Here is a 24,408-nt window from a genome sequence, read left to right as displayed (position 1 = left end):
TTCCACTCAGGACGCACCGCCACGGGCCCCGGGCGGTGCGGAGGTTCAGAAATCCGGCAGCAGCTGCGACAGGCGCCCGCCCAGGCGTACGGGTGCGATGCGCAGCGCCTTGCCGTCCGCGTCGTCGGTCTCGCACAGCACGCCGCAGAGCGTGGCCTCCCCTTCGGCGGGCGCGAGTCGTTCGCCCGGCATCTTGCGCCAGAAGCGCAGCGCCGAGACGCCCTTGCTCATGCCGATGACGCTGTCGTAGTCGCCGCACATCCCGGCATCGGTCATGTAGCCGGTGCCCTCCGCCAGGACCTGGTGGTCGGCGGTGGGGACATGGGTGTGGGTGCCCACGATCAGCGAGGCGCGGCCGTCAAAGGAGTGGCCGAAGGCCAGCTTCTCGCTGGTGGCCTCGGCGTGGATGTCGATCACCACCGCCTGCACCGCGCCGAAGGCACCGAGGCTGTGCTTCGCCAGCTCCGCCTGGGTGGCACGGAAGGGGTCGTCCAGCGGGTCCATGAACAGGCGGCCCATGACATTGACCACCAGCGCCCGCCGGCCGCCGCGGACATCCACCACCACAGCACCCCGGCCGGGCGTTCCGGGCGGGAAGTTGACCGGGCGGATCACCCGCGGCTCGCCTTCCATGTAGGGGATGATCTCGCGCCGGTCCCAGGCGTGGTTGCCCAGCGTCAGCACGTCGGCACCGGCCTCGAAGAAGGCACGCGCCATGTCGGGGGCGAGGCCGAAGCCATGGCTGGCATTCTCGGCATTGATCACCACGAGGTCGGCACGGAGTTCCTGCCGAAGCATCGGCAGGTGCGACACGACGGCGTCGCGGCCGGCGCGGCCCACAACGTCCCCCAGGAACAGGATTCTCAACGCAACTCCGGATTCACGAGGGCGCCGCGACGGAAATCAGGCCGCGCTCGGTCACGATGGCATGGAGGGGGCGGTCGCCGGGGCCGGTCGGCACCTCGGCGACCTCCTGCTCCGCGAAGGCGAAGCCCAGCGCCGTGGCACCGGGCAGGGATTCCAGCGTCCGGTCGTAGTAGCCGGCGCCGTAGCCGAGGCGATGGCCACGGCGGTCGAAGCCCAGCAGCGGCACCAGCAGCAGGTCGGGACGGCGCTCCGGGGCTTCGGGTGGCGGTTCGCGCAGGCCGAAGGTGGCGTCGCGCAGCGGCACCGCGGGATCCCACTGGCGGAAGGTGAGCGGCTGCCCGCGCGCGGCGGTCACCGGCAGGATTACGGTATGGCCGAGTGCCAGGAGCCCCAGCATGGCCGGACGCGGGTCGAGCTCATGGCCAAGGGGCCAGTAGGCCGAGACCACGGCGCCGGCGGGCACGAGGCCGGAGGCGAGAAGCTGCGCCCAGGCGGCTTCGGCCGCCCCCTCCGTCGGGATGGTCGCCCGGCGGGCGAGCAGCGACCTCCGCATGCTGCGCTTGCGCGCGGCGACGTCTTCGGGGTCGGAGGGGATCGGGTGCGGAGCCACCATGACCGCTGGCGTTTCGTCCTCCCAAGGCCTGCTAATGCAGGTGGGCACCAGATACCCGAACCAAGGTCCGGACAGAGCCAGCTCCCGGAGGATGCTTATTGGCCCTGGGGATGATTTACCTGGCGCGAAAGGCAGCCCCGCCCGGAGTAGTTAGGGAGCTTCGAGCTGCGCCGCAATGCCCTCGATGCGCTCGGCGACGCGGGTCAGCCGTTCCGCCATCTGGGGATTGTCGGCGGGCGCGATGCCGGCGCGGGCCTGCGAGAGTTCCACGCGCAGGTCGTGGACCTCATCCGCCAGCAGCAGCGAGGCCAGCAGCAGCAGCCGGGACTCGCCGAAGGAGCCACCCATGGAGCGCACGGAGTGGACTCGCCGGTCGACCTCGGCGGCCAGGGCGACGAGGTGCCCTTCCTGACCATCCTCGCAGGAAACCGGGTGGCTGTAGCCGCCGATGCGAACCGTGACCTGACCCAAAAGCTACGCCTCCTGTGTGTTCTGCTTCGGAAGACTGCCGGGGCGCGGGGCCGGCGCGTCGGGCGAGGGCGCGCGCGGCGGGGAGAGTGCGTCCGCGGGAGGCACGCTGCCGGCAGGCTCGGCCGCGACCGGGAGCGCGGTGGACGGCGCCGGCACCGGGGCGGCTGCGGTGGGTTCCGCCGGCGCCGCAGCACCGTCGACGGCCGGCTGGTCCTCTGCCGGCAGATCCTCGTCTTCGAGCTCCAGCTCGGCGTCCAGATCCTCGTCCAGCATCGGATCGTCGGTGACTGCCTCGTCGGTAGCACCTTCCGGCTCCTCGCGCGACAGCGCCAGGCGCAGGCGGGCCAGCGTCGCATCGAGGCGCCGGCCGAGATCCAGAACCTCTTCCTGCGACAGGGTGGCGCGCGGGCGGGCCGCCGCGCCGGCCAGCCGCTCCACCGCCGCCTCCAACCGCGCCGCTGCCTCGCTCAGCCGATCCGCCATCAACAACCCCGAACGCGTGATATCCCGGGGCATTACGCATGGCGGCAGCCCGGGTCAACGCTGACGGAGGGGCGCAGGAGGATAATGACGGAGGTAGTGAAAGCGGCGGGGCATGGCTGGCCGGCCGTGATCGTGCATGACGCGGCGGAGATGGCGGCGGTTCTGCGGTTGGCGGCGGAGGGTGGCGGCGCGGCCGGCGTGCTGCTGCTGTCGGTGCCGGGCGGCGTGGTCTGGCCGGGGCCGGCGGTGTTCCGGGCCATGGTCCGGGCGGCCGTGGCGCGCTGCCCGGGCGTGCCGCACGAGGCGGTGCTGGACTGCGCCGACCTGTCGGGTGCGGCGCTCGGGGCGCTGCGCGGGGGTTGGCGGCAGCTGGTGCTGCGGCGGGACAGCTCTGGCTTCGCCTCGGTGCAGGCGGCGGCGGCGGAGGTCGGGGCGAGGGTTTGGACGGTTCCGCCACTGGCGTTGGATCTGACGCTGGTCGACCTGCGGAAGCCGGGCGGGCAAGGTCTCGTGGCACGATGGCTGAGCGGGACGGGGTTTTCCCGGCCCGACCTGCTTCGCGGGGATGGCCGCGACGGGTTGGGCTGAACGGCGCCGGGCTGCAACCGCGCCTCGGCCAACGGGGGACCTCGTTGCGATCGGTTTTTTTGCGCGCCGCCGGACGTGCTGACCGCGGGCGGATGTGCTTCTAGACGCCACCCCGCGCGACGCGTTCTGCCCGGGGACATCCGAGGGAAGCTGCGACCATGGCCAGAAGCAACGAGTCCCGACCCGGTGAGAGCGGCCCGGGCTGCCGGCTCTACCTCGTGACCCCACCGGCGCTGGAACCGGCGCGCTTCGCCGAGGACCTCGCGCGCGCGCTGGACGCAGGCGACGTCGCCTGCGTGCAGCTGCGCCTCAAGGACGCGGACGAGGACGCGGTGCGGCGCGCCTGCGACGCGCTGCGCCCCGTGGCGCAGTCGCGCGACGTGGCTTTCCTCCTGAACGACCGGGCCGACCTCGCGGTGGAGACCGGCTGCGACGGCGCGCATCTCGGGCAGGAGGACGGCGATCACGAGGCGGCGCGGCAACTGCTGGGCCAGGGCATCCTGGGCATCACCTGCCACGGCAGCCGCCACCTGGCGATGAAGGCGGGCGAGCTCGGCGCCGACTACGTGGCCTTCGGCGCCTTCTTTCCCACCAGCACCAAGACGGTGGAGCACCACGCGGAGGTGGAGCTGCTGCAGTGGTGGGGCGAGGTGATGGAGGTTCCGGCGGTGGCGATCGGCGGCATCACTGCGGCCAACTGCGCGCCGCTGGTTCGGGCGGGTGCGGACTTCCTGGCGGTGGTGGGCGCGGTGTGGAACCACCCGGAGGGCCCGGCGGCCGGGGTGCGCGGCATGAACGCCGCCATCGCCGCGGCGCAGGCGGAGGGTGCGGCGCAGCCCTGAAGGGCCGTCAGCCGTAGGGCCAGGCGCCCAGCCAGCGGGTCTGCGCCAGGTCCTCGACGCCTGCCGCCAGCATCGCCAGACGGTCGAAGCCGAGTGCGATGCCGGAGCCACCGGGCATGCCGTGCTGGAGCGCCTGGAGGAAGTCCTCGTCCACCGGCCAGCCTTCGCCGGGGTAGAGGTGCTCCCGCTCCGCCGCGTCGCGCCGGAAGCGTGTGCGCTGCTCGGCGGGGTCGGTGAGCTCGTCGAAGGCGTTGGCAAGCTCGATGCCGGCCACGAAGAGCTCGAAGCGCAGCGCCGCGCGGGGATCGGCCGGGTCGCGGCGCGCCAGGGCTGCCTGGGGCGTGGGCCAGTGGGTCAGGAAGCTCGCCCGATCGCGGCCCAGGCGCGGTTCGACGTGATCCAGCATCAGCGCGAAGAACAGGTCTTCCCAATTGTTCCCGGACACGGCCAGGCCAGCCGCGTCGGCGGCGGCGCGAAGGAGGGCGGCATCGCCCTCCCCGTCCGGGCGGATCGTGCCGAGGATGTCGATGCCGTTGCACCAGCGGCGGAAGGCTTCCGCCACGGTGATGCGCTCGAAGGGCAGCGACAGGTCGGTGACGGTGTCGCGCCGCGCCACGCTGGCGGGCAGGACGGCGCGCAGCAGGGCCTCGGTTTCGTCCATCATGCCGCCGAGCGAGAGGCCGGGCGCATACCATTCCAGCATGGTAAATTCCGGCGCGTGGCGGGCGGACACCTCGCCGTTGCGCCAGACGCGCGCGTATTCGAAGACCGGGCCGGCGCCCGCGACCAGGAGACGCTTGAGTGCCAGTTCCGGCGAGGTCCGCAGCCACAGGTCCCGCGGCTCGCCGGGCGCGAGGTGCGGGGTGAAGCGTGAGCGGAAGCCCTGGAGATGCACCTCCATGCCCGGGACCGGCACCAGGGCAGGCGTTTCGACCTCCGTGTAGCCGCGCGTCTCGAAGAACTGTCGGGTGTCGCGGATCAGCGCGGTGCGGCGCCGCAGCGCCGGCAGCCGGTCGGCCAGGCTCCGCGGATGCCAGGGCGGGAGGCCGGTCCGGGACGCGGCCGGGCGTGGTGTGCCGTCCGGCGAGGGCGGGCGGGCGGGGGAGGCAGGATCGGCCATTGCGGAAGGGGACTTAGCGGCGCTATGCGCTGGCCGCCATGCCCGATGGCTCCACTCCCCTGCCCCGTTCCCGCACGCTGCGCGATCCCGACGCCCTGGTGGCGGCCGGCCTGGCCAAGCCGGCCGAGCTGCCGGCCCTGCGCGCCGTGGCCGAGCGCTACGCCATCTCGGTGACACCCGCGGTCGCGGCGATGATCGAGCCCGGCAAGCCCGAGGATCCGATCGCACGGCAGTACCTGCCCCACCCGGATGAGTTGCGCACCACGGCGGGGGAGCTGGCCGATCCCACGGCCGACCACCCGCATTCGCCGGTGCCGGGCGTGGTGCACCGCTACCCGGACCGGGCGCTGCTGAAGCCGCTGCTGGCCTGTCCGGTGTACTGCCGGTTCTGCTTCCGCCGGGAACAGGTCGGACCCGACGGCGGCGTGCTGAGCGAGGCGGAGCTGGACGCGGCGATCGGCTACTTCGCGCGCACCGCCACGCTGCGCGAGGCGATCCTGACCGGCGGCGACCCGCTGATGCTGTCGCCCCGGCGGCTGGGCGACATCGTGCGGCGGCTGGCAGCGATCCCGCATATCGAGGTCATCCGCCTTCATACCCGCGTGCCGGTGGCCGATCCCGACCGGGTCACCCGGGCGCTGGTCGAGGCGCTGGACTGCGACAAGGCCGTGTTCCTTTGCGTCCACGCCAATCATGCGCGCGAGTTCACCGAAACCGCCCGCGCCGCGCTGCGGCGGCTGGCACGCGGCGGCGTGGCGCTGCTCGGGCAATCGGTGCTGTTGCGCGGCGTGAACGACAGTGCCGAGGCGCTGGAAGCGTTGTTCCGCGCCATGCTGGCGGCGCGGGTGAAGCCCTACTACCTCCATCAGCTCGACCGGGCGCCGGGCACCGCGCGCTTCGAGGTGCCGATCAGCGAGGGCCGCGCGATCCTTCGGTCGCTGCGCGGCCGCGTCACGGGGCTGGCCTGGCCGGTCTACGCGCTGGACCTGCCCGGCGGCCGCGGCAAGGCGCCGCTGGATCCCGGCTTCGTGGGGCGCGAGGCGGGGGGCTGGCGGGTCGAGGCCCCGCTCGGCGGTGCGCCGCACTGGCATGCGGATGCGGAAGGCGCCGGTCAGGAGGAACGTGATCGGGACGGGGCCCGCCCGGCAGGTGCCGTTCCGCACGGCGTTGTTCCACAGGGCGCCCTTCCGCAAGGCGTCGGCTTACGGGGTGGCGATCCGGACGACGCCGGCCCGCAGGGTGTTCCTCCGCAAGAGCCCGGTCCGCAGGGTACTGGTCCGGACGAAGCCGGGCCGGAGAGGGCGGCGGCGCCCCTCCCCGCCGCCGGAACCGTTCCGGACTTCGGGGCCGCACACGTCTCCCCTGTTTCGGACGAGGTTGCCGAAGCGGCGGCCTGCCGGTAAAGCCCGGCCCGATCTTTCCAGAACACATCCGAAGCGAGAGTGCAGCCGCCATGGCGAAGCAGCAGGCCAACCAGATGCGTCCGGGCCAGGTGATCGAATTCGAGGGCCGTCGCTGGTCGGTCCTCAAGATCAACATCATGACGCCGGGCAAGGGCGCGGCCGTGATCCAGGTCGAGATGCGCGACGTGAAGAGCGGCACCAAGAAGGACCAGCGCTGGCGCACCCAGGACACCGTGGAGCGCCTGACCACCGAGGACAAGGAGTACACCTTCTCCTACGCCGAGGGCGACGGGCTGATCCTGATGGACCCCGAGACCTTTGAGCAGACCACCGTTCCCAAGGACATCCTGGGCGAGCGTCTGCCGTTCCTGGTCGAGAACATGACCGTCAACGTCCGCCTGATCGAGGGCGACCCGGTGAGCATGGACCTGCCCGACAGCGTGACGCTGGAGGTGGTCGAGGCCGATCCAGTGGTGAAGAACCAGACGGCGACCTCCTCCTACAAGCCGGCGCTGCTGAGCAACGGCGTGAAGACCATGGTGCCGCCCTTCATCTCCACGGGCGAGAAGATCGTGGTCCGCACCGAGGACGCCTCCTACATGGAACGCGCCAAGGGCTGATCCCCCGCCGGCCGTTCCGCTCCGGCGGGGTGGTTGGGTGAGACGGGCCCCGCGCCGGCCGCTACGGCGGCGCGGGGCTCTCGCAGGAATGGTGCGGTGTGGCTGCGCCCTGCCCATGGCCGCGAAGAACCGGACGCCGGCCCGCCCCCGTTCCGCCGGCCCCGCGCGGCGGGTCCGAATCCCCGCCAGAGCTTCCGCACCGGGCAGCGACTTGCCCGAACCCTGCCCGGCCACGCAGCATGGCCCGGCCCCGTGAACGGCTTCCGGTTCCGCGCGCCCCACGCGCCGCCGGCGTGCCCTGAGGAACCATCCCATGCGCCCGAGCGCCCGACTTTCCCCTGCCCTCAACGTGGTGATCCAGGCCGTGCAGAAGGCCGGCAAGCGACTGCTGCGCGATTTCGGCGAGGTCGAGAACCTTCAGGTCAGCATGAAGGGCCCGGGCGACTTCGTATCGCAGGCCGACCTGCGCGCCGAGGAAACGCTGCGCACCGAGCTGTCGCGCGCCCGTCCGGGCTTCGCCTTCCTGATGGAGGAAAGCGGCGAGAGCGGCGACCGTGACTGGGAATGGCGCTGGGTGGTGGATCCGCTCGACGGCACCTCGAACTTCCTCCACGGCATCCCGCAGTGGTGCGTCAGCGTCGGCATCGAGAAGCGCACCGGCGAGAACAGCGCCGAGGTGATGGCGGGCGTGATCTACAACCCCGTCAACGACGAGCTGTTCTGGGCCGAGAAGGGCATGGGTACCTTCCTGAACGACCGCCGCCTGCGCGTTTCCGGGCGCCGCAACCTTCAGGAAGCGTTGTTCGCCACCGGCATCCCCTTTGCCAACGTGCCGAAGCGGGCGGAATTCTCCACCACGCTGGCGCGGCTGATGCCGCAGGTGGCGGGCATCCGTCGCTTCGGCTCGGCGGCGCTCGACCTCGCCTGGCTCGCGGCCGGCCGCTACGACGGCTACTGGGAGCTGGGGCTCAAGCCCTGGGACTGCGCGGCCGGGATCATCATGGTCAAGGAAGCGGGCGGCTACGTCACCGATCCGGAGGGCGGCGATGCCTGGCCCTCGGGCAACGTGGTGGCGGGCAACCCGCACCTTCATCCTCTGCTGCGGGAAGCGGTGGTGGAGGGGATCACCCGCGTGGCGTCGCGCGCCGCCCAAGGGGGCTGAAGCAGCGGGCTGAGGGCGGCGCGGCGGCACCGGACGAACGGTTGCCGCCGCACCCCGCCGTGAGAAAGTCTGCGCCCGGCGTTTCCCGCGGGCGGCGATCTGCTCTAGCTTCCGGCCGACATGCGCATTTTCCTCCGTGTTGCCGTGGCGGCGCTGCTCGCGCCCCTGTCCGTCGCCCCGCTGTCCGCCCAGACCGTGGCGCGGCCGGATGCCGCCACGAGTGCTCCGAACACTGGTGCCGGGGCTGAGGCACAGGCCCTTCCCGACCCCGCTGCGGCACCGCCTGCCCCGGCCACGCTGTCGGCGCAGCCGGGCAAGGCCCGCGTGGTGGGTTCCACCGCCGACTTTCGCGACATCGCCCTGCCAAGCGGCATCGCCGCCCTTCCCGGCGGCGGCTGGCGCCTGACCGGCGCCGCTTCCACCAGCGAGCCGGAGCGCCCGCAGGCTCAGGCCCTGGTGCAGCTGGCCCGTGCCCTGGCGCAGCGCACGGAGGGCCGCGTCACCGTGCTGTCGCAGGTGGCCGGCCCGGCGAACGACCTGGCCACGGCGCGGCGGGACAGCCTCGCGCAGGCCAGGGCGCTCAAGGCGCGCCTGGTGGCCGCGGGGCTGCCCGACACCCGGATCGACCTGCGGCCGCTCGGCCTGATGCCCGCGGGCCGCATCCTGATCGACCTGCTGCCGCCCGCGACGCCCCTGCCCGCCGAGGACCTGCGCCCATGACCGGCCCGATGCACAACCCCGCCACGGGGCCCGCGGCGGGACCCGCCGCCGCGGTGGCCGCGGCCAACCCCATCAGCAGCCAGCACAAGTACCTCCTGCGGATGGTGCTGTTCCTGGTGGTGGTGGCGGCGATCGTGGCGGTGCTGCACGAGCAGCTGATCGGCGCCTTCCAGGCCAACGTGGTGCTGAACGTGGTGATCCTGGGCGTGATGGCGCTGGGGATCATCTGGAACTTCCGACAGGTGCTGGCCCTGCGGCGGGAAGCCAACTGGCTCGACAGCTTCCGCTCCGCCCGGCCGGGGCAGCCGGCGCAGGCGCCGCCACGACTGCTCTCGCCCATGGCCTCGATGCTGTCGGGCCGACGCGGCGAGAAGCTGATGCTCTCGGCACCCGCGATGCGCACGGTGCTGGACGGCATCGGCTCCCGCCTGGATGAGAGCCGCGAGCTGTCGCGCTACATGACCGGGCTGCTGATCTTCCTGGGCCTGCTCGGCACCTTCTGGGGCCTGATCCTGACGATCGGCTCCGTGGCCGAGGTCATCAACAACATGTCGGTCGGCGCGGGCGACCTGAACGCGCTGTTCAACCAGCTGAAGTCCGGGCTGGCGCAGCCGATCGGCGGCATGTCGGTGGCCTTCTCCTCCTCCATGCTGGGCCTGGCGGGCGCGCTGGTGCTGGGCTTCCTCGACCTTACGGCCGGGCAGGCGCAGAACCGCTTCTTCAACGACCTCGAGGAATGGCTGGCCGGCGTCACCCGCCTGTCATCCGGCGTGCTGGGCGGCGAGGCCGAAGGTGGCTCGGTGCCGGCCTACGTGCAGGCGCTGCTGGAGCAGACGGCCGAGAACCTGGAAGCCCTCCAGCGCACCCTTGCCCGCGGCGAGGAGCGGAGCGCCCAGTCCGCGCAGGGGCTGTCGACGCTGACGGATCGCCTCACGGTGCTGACCGACCAGATGCGCGCCAGCCAGGTACTGATGCAGCGCGTGGCGGAAAGCCAGGCGGCTCTGGTGCCGGTGCTGTCGCGGCTGGCGGACACGCAGGCCCATGACGAGGCGTCCCGCGCACACCTGCGCAACATCGAGCTCTACATGGCACGCGTTTTGGAAGAAGGCAGCCAGGGCCGCGCGCAGTCGACGCAGGAAATCCGTTCCGAGATCAAGCTGCTGGCGCGCACCATCGCGGCGCTGGCCGAGGCGCCGCAGCAGTGATGCGACGCGTGGAGGGCTGAGATGCCGCGCGGCTCCCGCAGGCGCACCTCCGAAGGGCTGAACGCCTGGCCCGGCTACGTGGACGCGCTGTCCACGCTGCTGATGGTCATCATCTTCGTGCTGCTGGTCTTCGTGCTGGCGCAGGGCTTCCTGTCGGTGACGCTGAGCTCGCGCGACCGGGCCCTGGACCGGCTGAACCGGCAGGTGGCGGAGCTGGCGCAGCTCCTCTCGCTGGAACAGGGGCAGAGTGCCGAGCTGCGCGGCAGCCTGGGCCGGGCCGTGGAGGAAGCCCGCACCGCGACCGCCGCGCGCGACGCGGCGCGGGCGGAGGCGACGGCGCTTGGCGCCGAGCGCGACCGGCTGGATGGTGAGCGGACGGCCTTGGCGGCGCAGCGCGACGGGCTGGCGGCACGGCTGTCGGACGCGGAGCTGGCGGCGCGCGGCACGGGCGAGCGGATCGCGGCCCTGGAACAGCGGCTGAGCGACGCCCAAACGCGCAACGACGCCGTGGGGCAGCAGACGGCCGAAGCGGTGCGCCAGCGTACCGATGCCGCCCGTGCCCTCGCCGCCGCCCAGGCGGCGGCACAGGCCACCCAGACGCAGCTCCAGGCGGCCCAGGCCACGCAGGCGCAGCTCCAGGCCGCGCAGACCAAGGCGCAGGCGGATGCGGAGCAGGCCCGGGCCGAGATCGCGCGCCTCAACCAGCAGGTGCAGGCGCTGACCGCGCTGCGCGACCAGCTGGAGCGGCAGGCGAAGGAGGCCATGGCGCGCGGCGACGATGCGGAGCGGCAGCGCGCCGCGGCCGAGGCGCAGGGCGGCGAATCCACCCGGCTGGCCGAGAGCGCGCGTGCCCAGGCGGCGCTGCTGTCGCAACAGCTGGAAGCCCTGCGCGCCGAGCTGCGCCGGGTTGCGGCGGCGCTCGACATCCAGGAAGCCTCGGGGCGCGACAAGGACGCGCAGATCACCGCGCTGGGCCAGAAGCTCAACGCCGCGCTCGCCGCCCGGGTGGAGGAGCTGCAGCGCTACCGCTCGGACTTCTTCGGCCGGCTGCGGGAAGTTCTGGGCGACCGGCCGGACGTGCGCATCGTGGGCGACCGCTTCGTGTTCCAGTCCGAGGTGCTGTTCCCCGTCGGCGGCGCCGAGCTGTCGGAGGCCGGGCAGGCGCAGATCCGGCAGATCGCCGGGGTGCTGCGCGACCTGTCCGCGAAGATCCCGGCGGACGTGAACTGGATCCTGCGCGTGGACGGGCATGCGGATCGTTCGCCGCTGCGGGGTGGCGGCCGCTTCGCCTCGAACTGGGAGCTGAGCTCGGCCCGCGCCATCGCGGTGGCGCAGCTGCTGATCACCGAGGGGCTGCCGGCCAACCGGGTGGCGGCCGCGGCCTTCGGCGACAACCAGCCGCTCGACCCCGCCGACACGCCCGAGGCCTACGCCCGCAACCGACGCATCGAGCTGCGGCTGACCGATCGCTGACGCGCCTGCCCGGGGCGCTCAGGCCCGGCTGGTCAGACGATGCGCGCCTCGAAGGGTGGCAGCAGGTCCGGTGCCTCGAATTCCAGAACCCACAGGTCGGGGTCGCGCTTGACCTGGCGCGCGACGTAGCTGTCGGCGGTGTCCTGGTCGACCGGGCCCGTGCCGGTGCCGCGCATCCAGGCCTGCCGCCCTTCCGCGTCGCGCACCTGGGAGAGCACCATCAGCCCTTCCCGCCCGTGCAGCACGCACAGGATGCCGCCGCTGTCGGGATCGCCCTTCCGCAGCACCATGCCAGGGCGCCCGGCCGCACTTCCGAGGCGCAGGGCCATCGAGGCCCAGATGCCGGCCTTCACACGTTCTTCCATGGGGCGGAGGTGGACCGCCCCGGTCGGCCGCGCAAGGCCCCGCGCTGTTGCGGGCCCGCCCCCTCTCGCCTCTTGCCGCCGCAACGGCGCTGCGCGAAAGACGGCGCAGCATCGCGGGAGGTCGCAGCACATGGCAGCGCCGGAGAAACGTTTGACGGAAGGGCAGCGCGCCTACGAGGCGAAGCGCGCGGCGAAGGCGGGCATGAGCCTGGAGAAGTGGCTGAGCTCCAAGGAACGGGAGCGGGCCGCCGCGCAGGTCGTGGCCGCGCCGCCGAAGCCGCCGAGCAAGGCGCGCGCCTTTTTCAGCCGCCTGATGGACAAGGCGCACAAGCCGATCGGCTGACGCCATATCGGCGGGCCGGCACGGCGCCGGCCGGTTCGGGCGCCGCCGGACGCGGCACGACGGCCGGCGCTCGCCCGCGTCGCGGGATGGCGCCGGCGCCCCCTCAGCGTCCGGGCATGCGGTAGAGACCCGCGGCCGCGGCGGCGCGCGCCGTCAGGGCGACCAGCAGGTCCAGCGTCGGCGTTTCCACGCCCCGCAGCCGCGCCAGTTCAAGCGGCACCGTCATCAGCGCGTCGATCTCCATCGGACGGCCGAGTTCGAGGTCCTGGAGGATCGACGGCTTGTGCGCGGAGGCGCCCAGCATCGACAGGCGCTTGTCCATGCCCAGCTCGAAATGGACGCCCAGGCTTTCGGCGATGGCGAAGCCTTCGCGCATCATGCGCTCCGCCGCCGCCACGGTGGCCGGGTCGTCGAAGGTCTTGTTGCCGGCTTCGCGCGACAGGACGCAGAGCGGGCCGTAGGAGATGTTGCCGAGCAGCTTGCTCCAGATCTCGGCACGGATGTCGGGCACCACCGAGGACAGGATACCGCCGCCCCGGAACAGGTTGGCGATGGCTCGGGCACGGTTGCTGAGGCTGCCGTCGGGCTCGCCCAGGATGACGCGGCTGCCCTTGTTGGTGACTTCCACCACGCCGGGCTCGACCACGGTGCAGGATGAATGGACGACGCCGCCGATCGTGCGCTCCACGCCGATCGCGCGCCGCACCGCGTCGTCGGGGTCGAGCGCCGGCAGGCGGCGGCCGTCCAGCTCGCCGCCGTGGCGGTCGAAGTACCACCAGGGAATGCCGTTCATCACGAAGGCCACCGCGGTTTCGGGGCCGAGCAGCGGCCCGATCGCCCCGGCCACCTGCGTCAGCGCCGGCGCTTTGGTGGTCACGATCACCGCGTCCTGGGGCCCGAGTTCGGCCGGGTCGGCGGAGGCCGCGGGGCGGCAGTGGTGCTCGCCGTCCAGCGCCCGCACCGTCAGCCCGCGCGTCCGGATGGCGTCGAGGTAGGCGCCGCGCGCCACCACGCTGACCTCGGCCCCACCCTTGGCCAGGCGGGCGGCGAGGTGGCCGCCGATGGCGCCGGCACCGAATACGCAGATCTTCATGCGGGAAACCTCCTCTTGCCGGTTGAACCAGCGGTTCAGGCGCTGCCCGGCCAGCGCCCGGGCGCCGGGCGGGGGACGCGGCGCTCGCCGGGCTGACGGCAATCCTTGCCGGGCCGGCCGTCATGACCCGGTGCGCCGGAACCGGCCAGTACCCACGGCGAGCGTACACGCCCGGAGAAGGTGGGAAAGTCCCCCGCGCTTCAAGCGGAGCACGCCTTCCGCGGCCACGGTGCCGGGATGGCGCAAGTCCCGGGCACCGCCGTCGTTCATGGCGGAGGTTGTCCGATCACGCGCGTCGTGACCTCTGCCCGGGGCCAGGGTGACAGGGGGCGGCAACTCGGTGGGTGGATGCTCCCTGCCGGATCGGCCCGGACTATGCCCTGCCCTGGGCGTCCTGCATGCTCCCGCAGCCGGCAGGTCAGAATGTTGCTTTGCAGCATCGCCCGGCATGTCTCAACAGCAACAGTACGGCTTGCTCGGTTGCCTTCCGTGACCTTAAAACTGTGTCACTTGGGCTTGCTCGGCACCGTCGTCCGACGCGGCGGACACAGAAAGACGGGCCGGGAGGGGGGAACATCAACAGTATGCCTCAGCCATTTCGGGCTTTGCCATGGCCGGGCTCACACCCGGTCCCGGAGCCATGCGCGGCGGTGCGATTCGCTGGCCGGGGCGATGAGCGCGCGCCGTTCCTCCTTGCAGGATGGGAGCAGCCATGAAAGTCAATGCCAAGGATGCCATCTCGGGCGGTCTGCTCGTGTTGTTCGCGTTGGTGGGCCTTTGGCTCAACCTCGACCACACGCTGGGCGACGCGCGGCGCATGGGCCCCGGCTACATGCCGATGCTCGTGTTCAGCCTCCTGCTCGTTCTCGGCGCCGTCGTGGTGCTGATCTCGCTACGCAACGGCCCCGATCCCCTGGAACGCTGGACCAGGCTCGACCTCACCACCGTGCTGCTGGGAACGGCGGTCGGCTTGGTGATCTGGCAGCTGCTGCAGCGTGCGGGCTACGGCGAGGGCAACTGGCGTCAGGTCGGCTTCGCCTGCGTGGCGGGTCTCGGCATCATGGCGATCTCGCCGGGCTGGCGGCCGCTGGCACTCGTGCACGCCGCCATGGCGGTGTTCGCGCTGACGCTGGAGCCGCTCGGCCTCATCGTGTCGCTGGTGCTCACCATCGGGCTGTCCGCGCTGGCGGACCGCTCTCACCGGCCCCTCGGGGTTCTCGGCATGATCGTCGCGCTGTGCGTCATCAGCTGGGTCGTGTTTATCTGGCAGCTGGACATCCGAGTCCCGCTCTGGCCGACGATTACCTAAGGACCGGCGCACCTCCATGGATCTGCTCGGCAATCTCGCGCACGGCTTCGCCGTCGCGCTGAGCTTCGACAACCTGCTTTTCGCGCTGATCGGTGCCTTTATCGGCACCGCCATCGGCGTTCTGCCGGGCATTGGCCCGGTGGCGACGATCTCGCTCCTGCTGCCGATCACCTTCGGGCAGCCTGCCACCACGGCCATCATCATGCTGGCCGGCATCTACTACGGCGCCCAGTACGGCGGCTCCACCACGGCCATCCTGCTGAACCTGCCGGGCGAGGTGTCCTCGGTCGTCACGGCGATCGACGGCTACAAGATGGCTCGCAACGGGCGGGCCGGCGCGGCCCTGACCATTGCGGCGCTGGGCTCCTTCTTCGCCGGCACGGTGGGGACCATCCTGGTGGCGGCCTCCGGTCCGCTGCTGACCAAGGTGGCGCTGAGCTTCGGGCCGGCGGACTACTTCTCGCTCATGCTGCTGGGCCTGATCATCTCGGCCGTGTTGGCGCAGGGCTCAGTGGTCAAATCCATTGCCATGGTGGCGCTGGGCGTGGCGCTGGGGCTGGTGGGCACCGATGTGCAGACGGGCCAGCAGCGCTTCACCTTCGGCATTCCGGAGCTTTCCGACGGCATCGGCTTCACCTCGATCGCCATGGGCATGTTCGGCATCTCCGAGATCATCCTGAACCTTGAGCGGCCGGAAGCGCGCTCGGTGCTGGGCGCCAAGATCGGCAGCATGTGGCTGACGCGCACGGAAACCCGCCGCGCCATCCCGGCGGTGCTGCGCGGCACGGTGCTGGGTTCGGTGCTGGGCATCCTGCCCGGTGGCGGCGCCGCGCTTGCGGCCTTCGGCTCCTACATGATGGAGCGGAAGATGAGCGGCCACGGCAAGGAGTTCGGCAACGGTGCCATCGAGGGCGTGGCCGGTCCGGAATCCGCCAACAACGCCGCGGCGCAGACCTCCTTCATCCCGCTGCTGACGCTGGGCATCCCGTCCAACGCGGTGATGGCGCTGATGGTGGGCGCGCTGATCATCCAGGGCATCCAGCCGGGCCCGCGCATGGTGGAAGCGCAGCCCGACCTGTTCTGGGGCCTGATCTGCTCGATGTGGATCGGCAACCTGATGCTGCTGGTGATCAACCTGCCGTTGATCGGCATGTGGGTGAAGCTGCTGAAGGTGCCCTATCGCTACCTGTACCCGTCGATCCTGATCTTCTGCGCGGTCGGCGTGTACTCCCTGAACAACTCGGTCTTCGATATCTACCAGACGTTGTTCTTCGGCATCCTGGGCTACACGTTCAGCAAGCTGAACCTGTCGGCGGCGCCGCTGCTGATCGGCTTCGTGCTGGGCCCGATGATGGAGGAGCACCTGCGTCGCGCCATGCTGCTGAGCCGCGGCGACGCCTTCGTCTTCGTCGACTTCAGCACCCGGCCGATCAGCGCCTCGCTGCTGGTGGTCTGTGCCATCGTGCTGGGCACGATGCTGCTGCCGAGCCTGCGCCGGAAGAAGGACGAGGCGCTGGCCGAATAGGCCCCGCCCCATCCCGGTCACGGAACAGCCGCCAGGGCGTCATGCTCTGGCGGCTTTTCTTTTGCTAAGCCCTCCGGTAGTCGTGAGGCCAGGATTTGCAAGGATCGGCCGCCCTCCCGATGACTGACGTCGCTTCGCTGATCCCCGTCATCCTTTGCGGCGGCACCGGCACCCGCCTCTGGCCGCTGTCGCGGGAGGCGTACCCGAAGCAGTTCTGGCCCTTGGTGGGCGAGAAGACCATGCTCCAGGCCACGGCCGAGCGGGCGCACGGCTCCCGCTTCGCGCCGCCCATCCTGGTGGCGGCCGAGGCGCACCGCTTCCTGGTGGCCGAGCAGCTGCGCGAGGACGGGATCGAGGGCGCCCGGATCGTGCTGGAGCCCGAGGCGCGCAACTCCGCCCCCGCGATCGCCGCGGCCGCCCTGCTCGCGGCCGAGAGCGACCCGCGCGCGGTGCTGTGGATCATGGCGGCCGACGCCACGATCAGCGACACCGAAGCCCTGCGCGAGGCCGTCCACCGTGCTGCCGACGCGGCGCGGGACGGGGCGATCGTGACCTTCGGCATGCGGCCCGATCAGCCCGAGACCGGCTACGGCTACATCCAGGTGGGCGAGGACCTGCCCGGCACCGACGGCATCGCGCGGGTCGCCAGCTTCGTCGAGAAGCCCGACCTCGCCACGGCGCAGCGCTTCCTCGAGGGGGGCCGCCACCTCTGGAACTCCGGCATGTTCGTGGCCACCGCCGCCACCTGGCTGGCCGAGCTGGAGCGGCTGTCGCCGGAACTGATGGAAGCGGTGCGCGAGGCGGTCAGCGGCGCCCGGCGCGACCTCGACTTCGTGCGCCTCGACGCGAAGGCCTTCTGCCGCGCGCCGTCGATCTCGATCGACCACGCGGTGATGGAGCACACGCCCCATGCGCTGGTGATCCCGGCCTCGCTCGGCTGGTCCGACGTGGGGTCCTGGGATGCTCTCTGGGCCGTGTCGCCCCAGGACGGCCGCCGCAACGCGTCGCACGGTCCTGTCCACGTCCTCAACAGCGAAGGCTGCTACGTGCGATCCGAGGGCATCGTGACCGGCGTCGTGGGCCTGAAGGACGTGGTGGTGGTGGTGACCGAGGACGCGGTCCTGGCCATGCACCGGGAATGCGCCCAGGACGTGAAGAAGCTGGTGGAGAAGCTGAAATCCGCCAAGCTGCGTGAGGCGACCGAGCACCGGCGCATGTACCGTCCCTGGGGCCACTACGAGGGCCTGATCCTGGGCGAGCGGTTCCAGGTGAAGAAGATTATGGTGCGGCCGGGCCAGAAGCTGAGCCTGCAGAAGCACCACCACCGCGCCGAGCACTGGGTGGTGGTGCAGGGCACCGCCACCGTGGAGCGCGACAGCGAGCGGCTGATGCTGCGCGAGAACGAGAGCGTGTACCTGCCGCTGGGTGCGATCCACCGGCTGGAAAACCCTGGCATCATCCCGCTGACGCTGATCGAGGTGCAGTCGGGCTCGTACCTGGGTGAGGACGACATCGTCCGCTTCGAGGACACATACGGCCGCGCCTGAGAACCGTGCCGGGAGGACGATCCGACATGCGCCGCGACGCATGGGGGCCGATCGTGACCGCCAGGGGAGCGGCGCGCAGGGGAGTCGCCTGGCTCGGGAGATGAGGCGATGAGCCTGGCGGAAACCCTGCTGATCCTGGCGGTGATCTGCGTCACGCTGTCGCTGCTGGCGCAGAAGCTGAACGCACCCTACGCCGTGATGCTGGTGCTGGGTGGCATGGCGGTGGCCTTCGTGCCGCAGATCCCCGACTTCCGGCTCGACCCGGAATTCGCCCTCGCCTTCTTTCTGCCGCCGCTGCTGCAGGCCGGTGCCTGGCGCACCGACTGGGCGGAGTTCCGGCGGCGGCTCGATGCCATCCTGCTGCTGGCGATCGGGGCGGTGCTGTTCACGGCGGCCTGCATCGCGCTGGTCGCCAAGTGGCTGCTGCCGGGCCTGCCCTGGGCCGCCGCCGTCGCCTTGGGCGCCATCGTGGCACCCCCCGACGCGGTCGCGGCGGCCGCGGTGCTCAAGCGCCTGCGCATGCCGCGCGGCATCGTGTCTGTGCTGGAGGGCGAAAGCCTGATCAACGACGCGGCCTCGCTCGTGCTCTACCGGTTGGCGGTGGGGGCGCTGGTGGCGGGGCAATTCTCGGTGGCCCAGGCCGGCTTGTCGTTCCTGGGCACTGGATTCGGCGGGCTGCTGATCGGCTACGCGCTCGGCCGCGCGGCCCTGTGGGCCATGCCGCGGCTGGAAGACTCGACGCTGCAGATCGCGCTGTCCTTCCTGCTGGCCTTCGCGGCTTATCTGCTGGCGGAAAGCTTCCACGCCTCGGGCGTCATCGCGGTGGTGACCGGCGGCTTCGTGCTGAGCCGGGGGCAGCGCCGGGTCATCAGCGCGGATGCCCGGCAGCAGAGCCTCGCCGTCTGGGATTTCACGGAGTTCCTGCTCAACACGCTGGTGTTCATCCTGGTGGGCATGCAGCTCGCCACCATCACGGCGCGGCTCAGCGGGCACGGGCTGGTGGAGCTGGGGCTGATGGCCCTGGCGCTCTCGGCGGTGCTGGTTCTGTCGCGCTCCGCCTGGGTTTATGCCGTATCCTGGCTGCCGGAACGGCTGCTCCGACCGGCGGAGCAGCGCACGCCGGCCTCGCACTACGCCGTGGTGTCCTGGGCCGGGATGCGCGGCGTGGTGTCGCTCGCTGCGGCACTGGCGCTGCCGCTGGAAACGCCCGACCGCGACCTGCTGGTGTTCCTGACCTTCTGCGCCATCTTCGTGACGCTGGTGCTCCAGGGCACCACGCTGGAGTGGGTGATCCGCTGGCTGGGCGTCGAGGAGCCGCTTCGTAAGGGCATGACTGCCGAGGAAGCCGATGCGCGCCGGCTGATCGCCCGGGCGGCGCTGGCCGAGCTCGAAGGCCATGCCGACAGCCCGATCGACGGCGCGGTGGCCGGCGACCTCATCCCGGAGTTCCGCAACATTTCGCGCGTCTTCGACGCCGTGGCCAAGGGCCGCTCCCGCGCCGAGTTGCGGGCCAGGCTCCAGCTGCGGCTGGCAGCGCTTCGGGCCGGGCAGAAGCGCCTGCTGGAGCAGCACGAGGGCGTTGGGCTGTCGGAAGAACTGCTGGCCTCGCTGACCTCGGAGATGGATCACGAGGAAATCCGCCTCCTGGCGCTGCTGCGCGCCACGGGCTGACGCGGGCGGGGGTGCAAGGGGCGGCGGCAGGGTCTAGTCTCCGCCCCATGTCCGACCACGCTTCCCTCCCCTCGCCGGGCTGGCGCGTCAGCAGCGAGACGGGACGCCTCCTGGACGTGCTGGTCTGTCCGCCGGATCACTACCGGTGGATGCCGCTCAACAGCATCGTCCGGCGCACCCTCGGCGAGGCGCGGCAGCAGCCCTCGGCGCATCACCTCGCCGCGCAGCACGCCGAGCTGTGCCAGGCGCTGGAACAGGGCGGCGCCCGGGTTCACCGGCTGCGGCCCGAGCCGCACCTGCCCTACATGGTCTACACGCGCGACAGCGTCGCGGTGACCCATGCGGGACCGGTGCTGTGCCAGCTGGAGCGGCCGCAGCGCCGGGGCGAGTACGCGCCGCTGATCGACTTCCACGCCGCGAACGGTTCGGGCTTCTGGCGGAAGTCCAGCGCCGGGACGCTGGAGGGCGGCGACATCCACATCCTGCGCCCGGGCCTCGCGGCGATCGGTGCCAGCGGCGGGCGCACCGACGAGGCCGGGGCGGAGCAGCTGGCAGTCTGGCTGCGCGCGGAAGGCTGGGAGGTTCGCGTCGAGCTCTTCGACGAGCACTTCCTGCACCTGGATGTGCTGTTCTGCATGGCGGCGCCCGGCCTGGCGGTCGCCTGCACCGAGGTGCTCGATCCCGGCTTTCTCGGCTGGCTGGCGGGCCATAACATCCGCTGCCTGCCCGTGTCCTACCGGGATGCCATGGCGCTGGGCTGCAACATCCTGGCCATGGGCAACGACACCGTGGTGTCGGCCCGCGGCAGCACCGCGCTGAACGCCGCCCTGCGCGCCGAAGGGCTGCGCGTGCTTGATCCCGAGCTGGAACTCTTCACCCTTGGCGGCGGCGGGCCGCATTGCCTGACCTGCCCGCTCGCCCGCGATTCGGAATAAGCTGACATGAACATCGAAACACGCCCCGTGGACCACGTCATCGCCGCCGCGCGCGAGTTCCTGGGCGATCGCCTGTCCACCAACGCCACGGTGCGCGAGGGCCACAGCCGCGGCGAGGACACCTCGACCCCGGTGCTGCCGGACGCGGTGGCCTTTCCGATCAGCACGGAGGAAGTGTCGCGCCTCATGGCGCTGTGCCACCGTCACGAGGTTCCGGTGACGGCCTTCGGCGCCGGCACCTCGCTGGAAGGCCACGCCACGCCGGTCCGCGCCGGGATCAGCCTGGACCTGACCCGCATGGACCACATCCTGGAGGTCAGCCAGGAGGACATGGATTGCCTGGTGGAGCCGGGCGTCACGCGGCACCAGCTGAACGACCACCTGCGCGACCAGGGGCTGTTCTTCCCGGTGGATCCCGGCAGCCACTGTACCCTGGGCGGCATGTGCGCGACGCGCGCTTCCGGCACCAATGCAGTGCGCTACGGCACGGTCCGCGAGAACGTCATGGGGCTGGAGGTCGTGCTGGCGGACGGACGGGTGATCAACACCGGCTCACGCACCCGCAAGGCGGCCAATGGCTATGACCTGACGCGGCTGATGATCGGCTCGGAAGGCACGCTGGGCATCATCACCAAGATCCGCCTGCGCCTCCACGGCATTCCCGAAGCGACCTCGGCCGCGGTGTGCCAGTTCGCCACGCTGGAAGGCGCGGTGGAGAGCGTGATTGCCGTGATGCAGATGGGCGTGCCCGTGGCCCGTATCGAGCTGCTGGACGAGGTGCAGATGGGTGCCTGCATCAGCTACTCGAAGCTGGAAGGCCTGGAGGCCCTGCCGACCCTGTTCCTGGAGTTCCACGGCACGGAGGCGGGCGTCCAAGAACAGGCGGAAACGGTGCAGGAGGTGACGGGCGGCTACGGCGGCCGCGGCTTCGCCTGGGCGACCGACGTGGAAACGCGCAACAAGCTGTGGAAGGCGCGGCACGACGCCTTCTGGGCCTCGGTGGCCCTGCGGCCCAACGCGCGCGGCATCTCGACCGACGTTTGCGTGCCGATTTCGCGCCTGGCGGAGGCGCTGCTGGGTGCCAAGGAGGATATCGAGGCCTCCGGCATGGTGGCGCCCATCGTGGGCCACGTCGGCGATGGCAACTTCCACTGCCTGATCGTGGTGGAACAGGATGACCCGACGGCGCTCGATCGTGCCTGGGAGCTCGACCGCAAGATCGTCGCGCGCGGGCTGGCGGCGGGCGGCACGTGCTCGGGCGAGCACGGCGTCGGCCTGGGCAAGCGGGAATTCCTCGAGGTCGAGCACGGGGCCGAGGCACTGGCGGTGATGCGCAGCATCAAGAAGACGCTGGATCCGAAGGGTATCCTGAACCCGGGGAAGATCTTCCTGAACTGAGGGGTCGTGAGGGGGGTGTCTCCCCCCTCGCGGGATCAGCTGGCCAGCAGACCGACGCCCAGGGTGGAGGAAAGGCCCTTGGCGGCGTCATCCACCAGGGCCTTGAGGCGCTCCACCTGCGGCCAGACGCGGGGTTCCGGCCCGATCACGGTGATCGCGCCGTAGAGCGTATCGCCCGCCCCGTAGATCGGCGCCGCGATCGAGGCCATCGAGGTTCCGGTGCCGTCACGCAGCGCCAGCGTTTCACGGTCGCCCTGACGCAGGCTGCGGGCCAGAACCGGACCGGCCGCGCAGTCTTCCAGGGACCGGCGCTCGCCACGCGCCGGCATCTCGCGCTTGGGACCCAGCTTGGTGCTCGCGCTGCACACGAAAACGCAGCGATTGCCGTCGAGGGCCCAGTACTCGACATCCTCACCGGTCACCTGGATCAGCTGGTTCAGCACCGGGCAAACCAGATCATTCACGTCGAGTCCACGGCGGTAAATCGTGCCCCAATGTGCAACCATGGGGCCGAGCGCCCAGGTGCCGTCGGCATGACGGACCACGCAATGGTGCCGCTCCAGGGAGGCCAGCAGGCGCAGGATGGTGCTCTTGTAGAAGCCTGTCCGCTTGTGAATGTCACGAAGAGCCAGACTGTTCTCGCCGTAGCGCCAGGCCGAGAGGATGCTTAAGGCTCTTTCAACAGCGGCAACGCCCTGCTGTCCGTCAGTCACCACAATCCGACTCCAATGGAATGACGCGCATGCAGGGAGTGTAGCGGCCGCACGCAGCTACCTCGCCGTCAAGCAAGCCCATCGACCGCACCATAATCAGGGAAGGAACGCTATAGCTGCTAGAATCTTCCGCTCACAGCGTCCCACCTCGACGGAACGACTGTTCCGAGCGCTGGATGCTATGTCAAGCGAGGGTTTTATGCAGATCCTGCGCTGAAAACAGCCGGGAGAGCATCAAAGGCTTGTGTTCGCTGCCAATGGGGCCGGTTTTGGGCACAGATGTGCAGCCAGGAATTTTGTAACAGCGGAATGGGACAAGGTTCCCGTCAACGTTTGCGTCACCGGGAAAAGATACTTCAATCCGCCAAGGTGGCGTCGCGATGCGGTATCGGCAGAGCGAGATCCCAACTCTGCCGAACGGCCGATTCGTTCAGTACAATCACGCATGAATGTAAAACTTGACGTCGGGGGGCCTCATGCTTCATTCAGGCTCCACGGCCGCTTGCGCTGCGGGAACCACAGGTTGGTACCGTTCCGTGGTCGCTTCACCGCTATGATCGCTGGCCCCAGTGGGCGGCCGGATACGAATCCCCGGGAGAGTCGGCTTATGCTCGGACGTACCGCGACTGGCTCGCTTGGCCTCTCGCTCGGCTGGTCGCTTCTGACCGCGACGGCCTTCGCGCAGGGGGCGCCGCAGGGTCCGCCGGCCGTCGGCGTGATCCAGGTTGCCCCCCAGCCCGTCACCGAAAGCACCGAGTTCATCGGCCGTGTGGAGGCCACCGACCGCGTCGACATCGTGGCCCGCGTCACCGGCTTCATGCAGGAACAGCTGTTCCGCGAAGGTCAGGAGGTGAAGCGCGGCGACATCCTGTACCGGCTGGAGAAGCCGCCTTTCGAGGCGCAGGTCGCGCAGTCGCAGGCCAACGTCGCCTCGGCCGAGGCGGAGCTGGCCAATGCGCGTGTCTCCCTGGGACGTGCGCAGGAGCTGGCACGAAGCAACTTCGGCACGCGCGCCAACCTGGACACCGCCACGGCGCAGGAGCGCACCTCCACCGCCAGCCTGCTCGGCTCGCAGGCCGCGCTGCGGGTCAGCCAGATCAACCTGGGCTACACCGATATCGCGGCGCCGATCGACGGCCGGATCGGGCGTACCAACATCACCGTCGGCAACGTGGTCAGCCCCACCGCCGGGACCCTGGCCACCATCGTGTCGCAGGACCCGATGCGGGTGGCCTTCCCCATCAGTGCCCGCCAGGCGGAGGAGCTGCGCCAACGCTACGCCGGCCGCGGCGGCCTGGATGCCACGCGCGTCCGGCTGCGCCTGAGCGACGGCAGCCTCTATGACCAGAGCGGTAAAATCGTCTTTCTGGACAACCAGATCGACCGCAATACCGACACCCTCCTCGTGCGGGCGCTGATCCCCAACCCGCGGCGCGGCAACGCCGGCGACACCGTGGGCGGGCGGCAGCTGATCGACGGGCAGTTCGCCAACGTGCTGGTCGAAGGCATCCAGCCGGTGCAGGCCATCGTGATCCCGCGCGCCGCGGTGCTGCAGGATCAGCAGGGCTCCTACGTCTTCGTGCTGGGCAGCGACCGGAAGGCCGCGCGGCGCGACGTCACGCTGGGCAGGCCACTGGGCGAGAACGTCGTGGTCGAGAAGGGCCTCGAGAACGGCCAGACCGTGGTCACCGAGGGCATCCAGCGCGTCCGCCCGGGCCAGGAGGTGAACCCGGCGCCGGCCAGCACGCCGGCCGCGGCGCAGGCAGGCGCCAACCGGCCCGAAAACGCCGCCGGCGGCACCGCCGCGCCGGCGAATCCGACGCCCGGCACCACGCCCGGACCCGCTCAGGGACCGGTCCCCGCAGGTCAGGCGCCGGCCTCCCCTGCCCTGCCCAACGCGCCGGCGACGTCGCAGCAGGGTCAGGGCGGACGGGGCTAACAC

The 24,408-nt window shown here is 71.1% G+C and carries 23 protein-coding genes, 1 other RNA gene and 1 pseudogene; 16 read left to right on the top strand and 9 right to left on the bottom strand.

The annotated features are described in order from the left end of the window. Positions 1 to 45: 45 nt before the first annotated feature. The 5 genes from ACFFGY_RS07395 to ACFFGY_RS07375 all read right to left on the bottom strand — a co-directional run bounded on the left by ACFFGY_RS07395 (position 46) and on the right by ACFFGY_RS07375 (position 2,434). Positions 46 to 867, bottom strand: a complete 822-nt coding sequence (locus ACFFGY_RS07395) for a TIGR00282 family metallophosphoesterase (protein WP_377043811.1) — start codon at positions 865 to 867, stop codon at positions 46 to 48. Positions 868 to 880: 13 nt separating this feature from the next. After that, entirely contained in the window at positions 881 to 1,480 is a 600-nt protein-coding gene (locus tag ACFFGY_RS07390) for a 5-formyltetrahydrofolate cyclo-ligase (RefSeq protein ID WP_377043810.1), read from the bottom strand. Further along, positions 1,467 to 1,621: non-coding RNA, 6S RNA (gene ssrS, locus ACFFGY_RS07385), on the bottom strand. Before ssrS ends, ACFFGY_RS07390 begins: the two co-directional genes overlap by 14 nt. A 9-nt stretch (positions 1,622 to 1,630) precedes the next feature. Then, positions 1,631 to 1,951 carry a cell division protein ZapA gene (locus ACFFGY_RS07380; protein ID WP_377043809.1) on the bottom strand — a complete coding sequence of 107 codons (321 nt, stop codon included), beginning with the start codon at positions 1,949 to 1,951 and terminating at the stop codon, positions 1,631 to 1,633. Positions 1,952 to 1,954: 3 nt separating this feature from the next. Next, a complete protein-coding gene (locus tag ACFFGY_RS07375; protein ID WP_377043808.1) occupies positions 1,955 to 2,434 on the bottom strand; it encodes a hypothetical protein in 480 nt (159 codons plus the stop codon). A gap of 84 nt (positions 2,435 to 2,518) precedes the next feature. Between ACFFGY_RS07375 and ACFFGY_RS07370 the strand changes: the two genes are divergently transcribed. Together ACFFGY_RS07370 and thiE are read left to right on the top strand one after the other, a co-directional pair. Next, positions 2,519 to 3,022: a hypothetical protein gene (locus ACFFGY_RS07370; protein WP_377043807.1), complete on the top strand. Its 504-nt coding sequence runs from the start codon at positions 2,519 to 2,521 to the stop codon at positions 3,020 to 3,022. A 158-nt stretch (positions 3,023 to 3,180) separates the two neighbouring features. Beyond that, the gene (gene thiE / locus ACFFGY_RS07365) at positions 3,181 to 3,864 is read left to right on the top strand and encodes a thiamine phosphate synthase (RefSeq protein WP_377043806.1); all 684 of its coding nucleotides are present in this window, start codon (positions 3,181 to 3,183) and stop codon (positions 3,862 to 3,864) included. A gap of 7 nt (positions 3,865 to 3,871) precedes the next feature. Here thiE and epmA read toward each other — a convergent pair whose 3' ends face one another. After that, a complete protein-coding gene (gene epmA / locus ACFFGY_RS07360) occupies positions 3,872 to 4,984 on the bottom strand; it encodes an EF-P lysine aminoacylase EpmA (RefSeq protein WP_377043805.1) in 1,113 nt (370 codons plus the stop codon). A 38-nt stretch (positions 4,985 to 5,022) separates the two neighbouring features. Here epmA and ACFFGY_RS07355 point away from each other — a divergent pair. The 6 genes and pseudogenes from ACFFGY_RS07355 to ACFFGY_RS07330 form a co-directional block, all read left to right on the top strand. Then, a pseudogene (locus tag ACFFGY_RS07355) lies at positions 5,023 to 6,057 on the top strand (lysine-2,3-aminomutase-like protein); the annotation flags it as partial. 380 nt (positions 6,058 to 6,437) lie between these two features. Further along, a complete protein-coding gene (efp, locus tag ACFFGY_RS07350) occupies positions 6,438 to 7,007 on the top strand; it encodes an elongation factor P (RefSeq protein ID WP_377043804.1) in 570 nt (189 codons plus the stop codon). A gap of 313 nt (positions 7,008 to 7,320) precedes the next feature. Continuing rightward, positions 7,321 to 8,169 (top strand): inositol monophosphatase family protein, encoded by an 849-nt coding sequence (locus ACFFGY_RS07345; protein ID WP_377043803.1) that lies wholly within the window; start codon positions 7,321 to 7,323, stop codon positions 8,167 to 8,169. A gap of 120 nt (positions 8,170 to 8,289) precedes the next feature. After that, positions 8,290 to 8,889, top strand: a complete 600-nt coding sequence (locus ACFFGY_RS07340; protein ID WP_377043802.1) for a hypothetical protein — start codon at positions 8,290 to 8,292, stop codon at positions 8,887 to 8,889. Positions 8,890 to 8,960: 71 nt separating this feature from the next. After that, complete coding sequence (locus tag ACFFGY_RS07335) at positions 8,961 to 10,094, top strand: flagellar motor protein MotA (protein ID WP_456316152.1); 1,134 nt, start codon at positions 8,961 to 8,963, stop codon at positions 10,092 to 10,094. A 21-nt stretch (positions 10,095 to 10,115) separates the two neighbouring features. Beyond that, on the top strand, positions 10,116 to 11,567 hold the full coding sequence (locus ACFFGY_RS07330; protein WP_377043801.1) for a peptidoglycan -binding protein: 1,452 nt from the start codon (positions 10,116 to 10,118) through the stop codon (positions 11,565 to 11,567). 32 nt (positions 11,568 to 11,599) lie between these two features. Here the strand turns inward: ACFFGY_RS07330 and ACFFGY_RS07325 are convergent, their stop codons facing one another. Then, a complete protein-coding gene (locus ACFFGY_RS07325; protein ID WP_377043800.1) occupies positions 11,600 to 11,932 on the bottom strand; it encodes a DUF1491 family protein in 333 nt (110 codons plus the stop codon). A 130-nt stretch (positions 11,933 to 12,062) separates the two neighbouring features. On the opposite strand from ACFFGY_RS07325, the gene ACFFGY_RS07320 reads away from it, so the two are divergent. Beyond that, a complete protein-coding gene (locus tag ACFFGY_RS07320; protein ID WP_377043799.1) occupies positions 12,063 to 12,275 on the top strand; it encodes a hypothetical protein in 213 nt (70 codons plus the stop codon). A gap of 103 nt (positions 12,276 to 12,378) precedes the next feature. Here the strand turns inward: ACFFGY_RS07320 and ACFFGY_RS07315 are convergent, their stop codons facing one another. After that, complete coding sequence (locus ACFFGY_RS07315; protein WP_377043798.1) at positions 12,379 to 13,368, bottom strand: ketopantoate reductase family protein; 990 nt, start codon at positions 13,366 to 13,368, stop codon at positions 12,379 to 12,381. Between the two features lie 712 nt (positions 13,369 to 14,080). Here ACFFGY_RS07315 and ACFFGY_RS07310 point away from each other — a divergent pair. The 6 genes from ACFFGY_RS07310 to ACFFGY_RS07285 all read left to right on the top strand — a co-directional run bounded on the left by ACFFGY_RS07310 (position 14,081) and on the right by ACFFGY_RS07285 (position 21,753). After that, entirely contained in the window at positions 14,081 to 14,677 is a 597-nt protein-coding gene (locus tag ACFFGY_RS07310) for a tripartite tricarboxylate transporter TctB family protein (protein WP_377043796.1), read from the top strand. A gap of 16 nt (positions 14,678 to 14,693) precedes the next feature. Beyond that, positions 14,694 to 16,202, top strand: a complete 1,509-nt coding sequence (locus ACFFGY_RS07305) for a tripartite tricarboxylate transporter permease (RefSeq protein ID WP_377043795.1) — start codon at positions 14,694 to 14,696, stop codon at positions 16,200 to 16,202. 119 nt (positions 16,203 to 16,321) lie between these two features. Next, entirely contained in the window at positions 16,322 to 17,749 is a 1,428-nt protein-coding gene (locus ACFFGY_RS07300; protein ID WP_377043793.1) for a mannose-1-phosphate guanylyltransferase/mannose-6-phosphate isomerase, read from the top strand. Positions 17,750 to 17,857: 108 nt separating this feature from the next. After that, positions 17,858 to 19,420: a Na+/H+ antiporter gene (locus tag ACFFGY_RS07295; RefSeq protein ID WP_377043792.1), complete on the top strand. Its 1,563-nt coding sequence runs from the start codon at positions 17,858 to 17,860 to the stop codon at positions 19,418 to 19,420. A gap of 47 nt (positions 19,421 to 19,467) precedes the next feature. Next, positions 19,468 to 20,355, top strand: a complete 888-nt coding sequence (locus ACFFGY_RS07290) for a dimethylarginine dimethylaminohydrolase family protein (RefSeq protein ID WP_377043791.1) — start codon at positions 19,468 to 19,470, stop codon at positions 20,353 to 20,355. 6 nt (positions 20,356 to 20,361) lie between these two features. After that, complete coding sequence (locus ACFFGY_RS07285) at positions 20,362 to 21,753, top strand: FAD-binding oxidoreductase (protein WP_377043790.1); 1,392 nt, start codon at positions 20,362 to 20,364, stop codon at positions 21,751 to 21,753. A gap of 35 nt (positions 21,754 to 21,788) precedes the next feature. Here ACFFGY_RS07285 and ACFFGY_RS07280 read toward each other — a convergent pair whose 3' ends face one another. Further along, entirely contained in the window at positions 21,789 to 22,466 is a 678-nt protein-coding gene (locus tag ACFFGY_RS07280; protein WP_377043789.1) for an IclR family transcriptional regulator, read from the bottom strand. 607 nt (positions 22,467 to 23,073) lie between these two features. Here ACFFGY_RS07280 and ACFFGY_RS07275 point away from each other — a divergent pair. Further along, positions 23,074 to 24,405 (top strand): efflux RND transporter periplasmic adaptor subunit, encoded by a 1,332-nt coding sequence (locus ACFFGY_RS07275; protein WP_377043788.1) that lies wholly within the window; start codon positions 23,074 to 23,076, stop codon positions 24,403 to 24,405. Positions 24,406 to 24,408: the final 3 nt, after the last annotated feature.

Source organism: Roseomonas elaeocarpi, assembly GCF_042433915.1.
GTDB classification, from domain to species: domain Bacteria; phylum Pseudomonadota; class Alphaproteobacteria; order Acetobacterales; family Acetobacteraceae; genus Roseomonas; species Roseomonas elaeocarpi.
The sequence above is the reverse complement of the archived record's forward strand: the minus strand, read 5'-3'. Positions and strand labels throughout refer to the sequence as shown.

Coding starts and splice junctions, on each gene's coding strand:
- ACFFGY_RS07390 (WP_377043810.1), bottom strand. CDS start 1,480: ATGGTGGCTCCGCACCCGATCCCCTCCGACCCCGAAGACGTCGCCGCG.
- ACFFGY_RS07375 (WP_377043808.1), bottom strand. CDS start 2,434: ATGGCGGATCGGCTGAGCGAGGCAGCGGCGCGGTTGGAGGCGGCGGTG.
- ACFFGY_RS07370 (WP_377043807.1), top strand. CDS start 2,519: ATGACGGAGGTAGTGAAAGCGGCGGGGCATGGCTGGCCGGCCGTGATC.
- thiE (WP_377043806.1), top strand. CDS start 3,181: ATGGCCAGAAGCAACGAGTCCCGACCCGGTGAGAGCGGCCCGGGCTGC.
- epmA (WP_377043805.1), bottom strand. CDS start 4,984: ATGGCCGATCCTGCCTCCCCCGCCCGCCCGCCCTCGCCGGACGGCACA.
- efp (WP_377043804.1), top strand. CDS start 6,438: ATGGCGAAGCAGCAGGCCAACCAGATGCGTCCGGGCCAGGTGATCGAA.
- ACFFGY_RS07345 (WP_377043803.1), top strand. CDS start 7,321: ATGCGCCCGAGCGCCCGACTTTCCCCTGCCCTCAACGTGGTGATCCAG.
- ACFFGY_RS07340 (WP_377043802.1), top strand. CDS start 8,290: ATGCGCATTTTCCTCCGTGTTGCCGTGGCGGCGCTGCTCGCGCCCCTG.
- ACFFGY_RS07330 (WP_377043801.1), top strand. CDS start 10,116: ATGCCGCGCGGCTCCCGCAGGCGCACCTCCGAAGGGCTGAACGCCTGG.
- ACFFGY_RS07325 (WP_377043800.1), bottom strand. CDS start 11,932: ATGGAAGAACGTGTGAAGGCCGGCATCTGGGCCTCGATGGCCCTGCGC.
- ACFFGY_RS07320 (WP_377043799.1), top strand. CDS start 12,063: ATGGCAGCGCCGGAGAAACGTTTGACGGAAGGGCAGCGCGCCTACGAG.
- ACFFGY_RS07315 (WP_377043798.1), bottom strand. CDS start 13,368: ATGAAGATCTGCGTATTCGGTGCCGGCGCCATCGGCGGCCACCTCGCC.
- ACFFGY_RS07310 (WP_377043796.1), top strand. CDS start 14,081: ATGAAAGTCAATGCCAAGGATGCCATCTCGGGCGGTCTGCTCGTGTTG.
- ACFFGY_RS07305 (WP_377043795.1), top strand. CDS start 14,694: ATGGATCTGCTCGGCAATCTCGCGCACGGCTTCGCCGTCGCGCTGAGC.
- ACFFGY_RS07300 (WP_377043793.1), top strand. CDS start 16,322: ATGACTGACGTCGCTTCGCTGATCCCCGTCATCCTTTGCGGCGGCACC.
- ACFFGY_RS07295 (WP_377043792.1), top strand. CDS start 17,858: ATGAGCCTGGCGGAAACCCTGCTGATCCTGGCGGTGATCTGCGTCACG.
- ACFFGY_RS07290 (WP_377043791.1), top strand. CDS start 19,468: ATGTCCGACCACGCTTCCCTCCCCTCGCCGGGCTGGCGCGTCAGCAGC.
- ACFFGY_RS07285 (WP_377043790.1), top strand. CDS start 20,362: ATGAACATCGAAACACGCCCCGTGGACCACGTCATCGCCGCCGCGCGC.
- ACFFGY_RS07275 (WP_377043788.1), top strand. CDS start 23,074: ATGCTCGGACGTACCGCGACTGGCTCGCTTGGCCTCTCGCTCGGCTGG.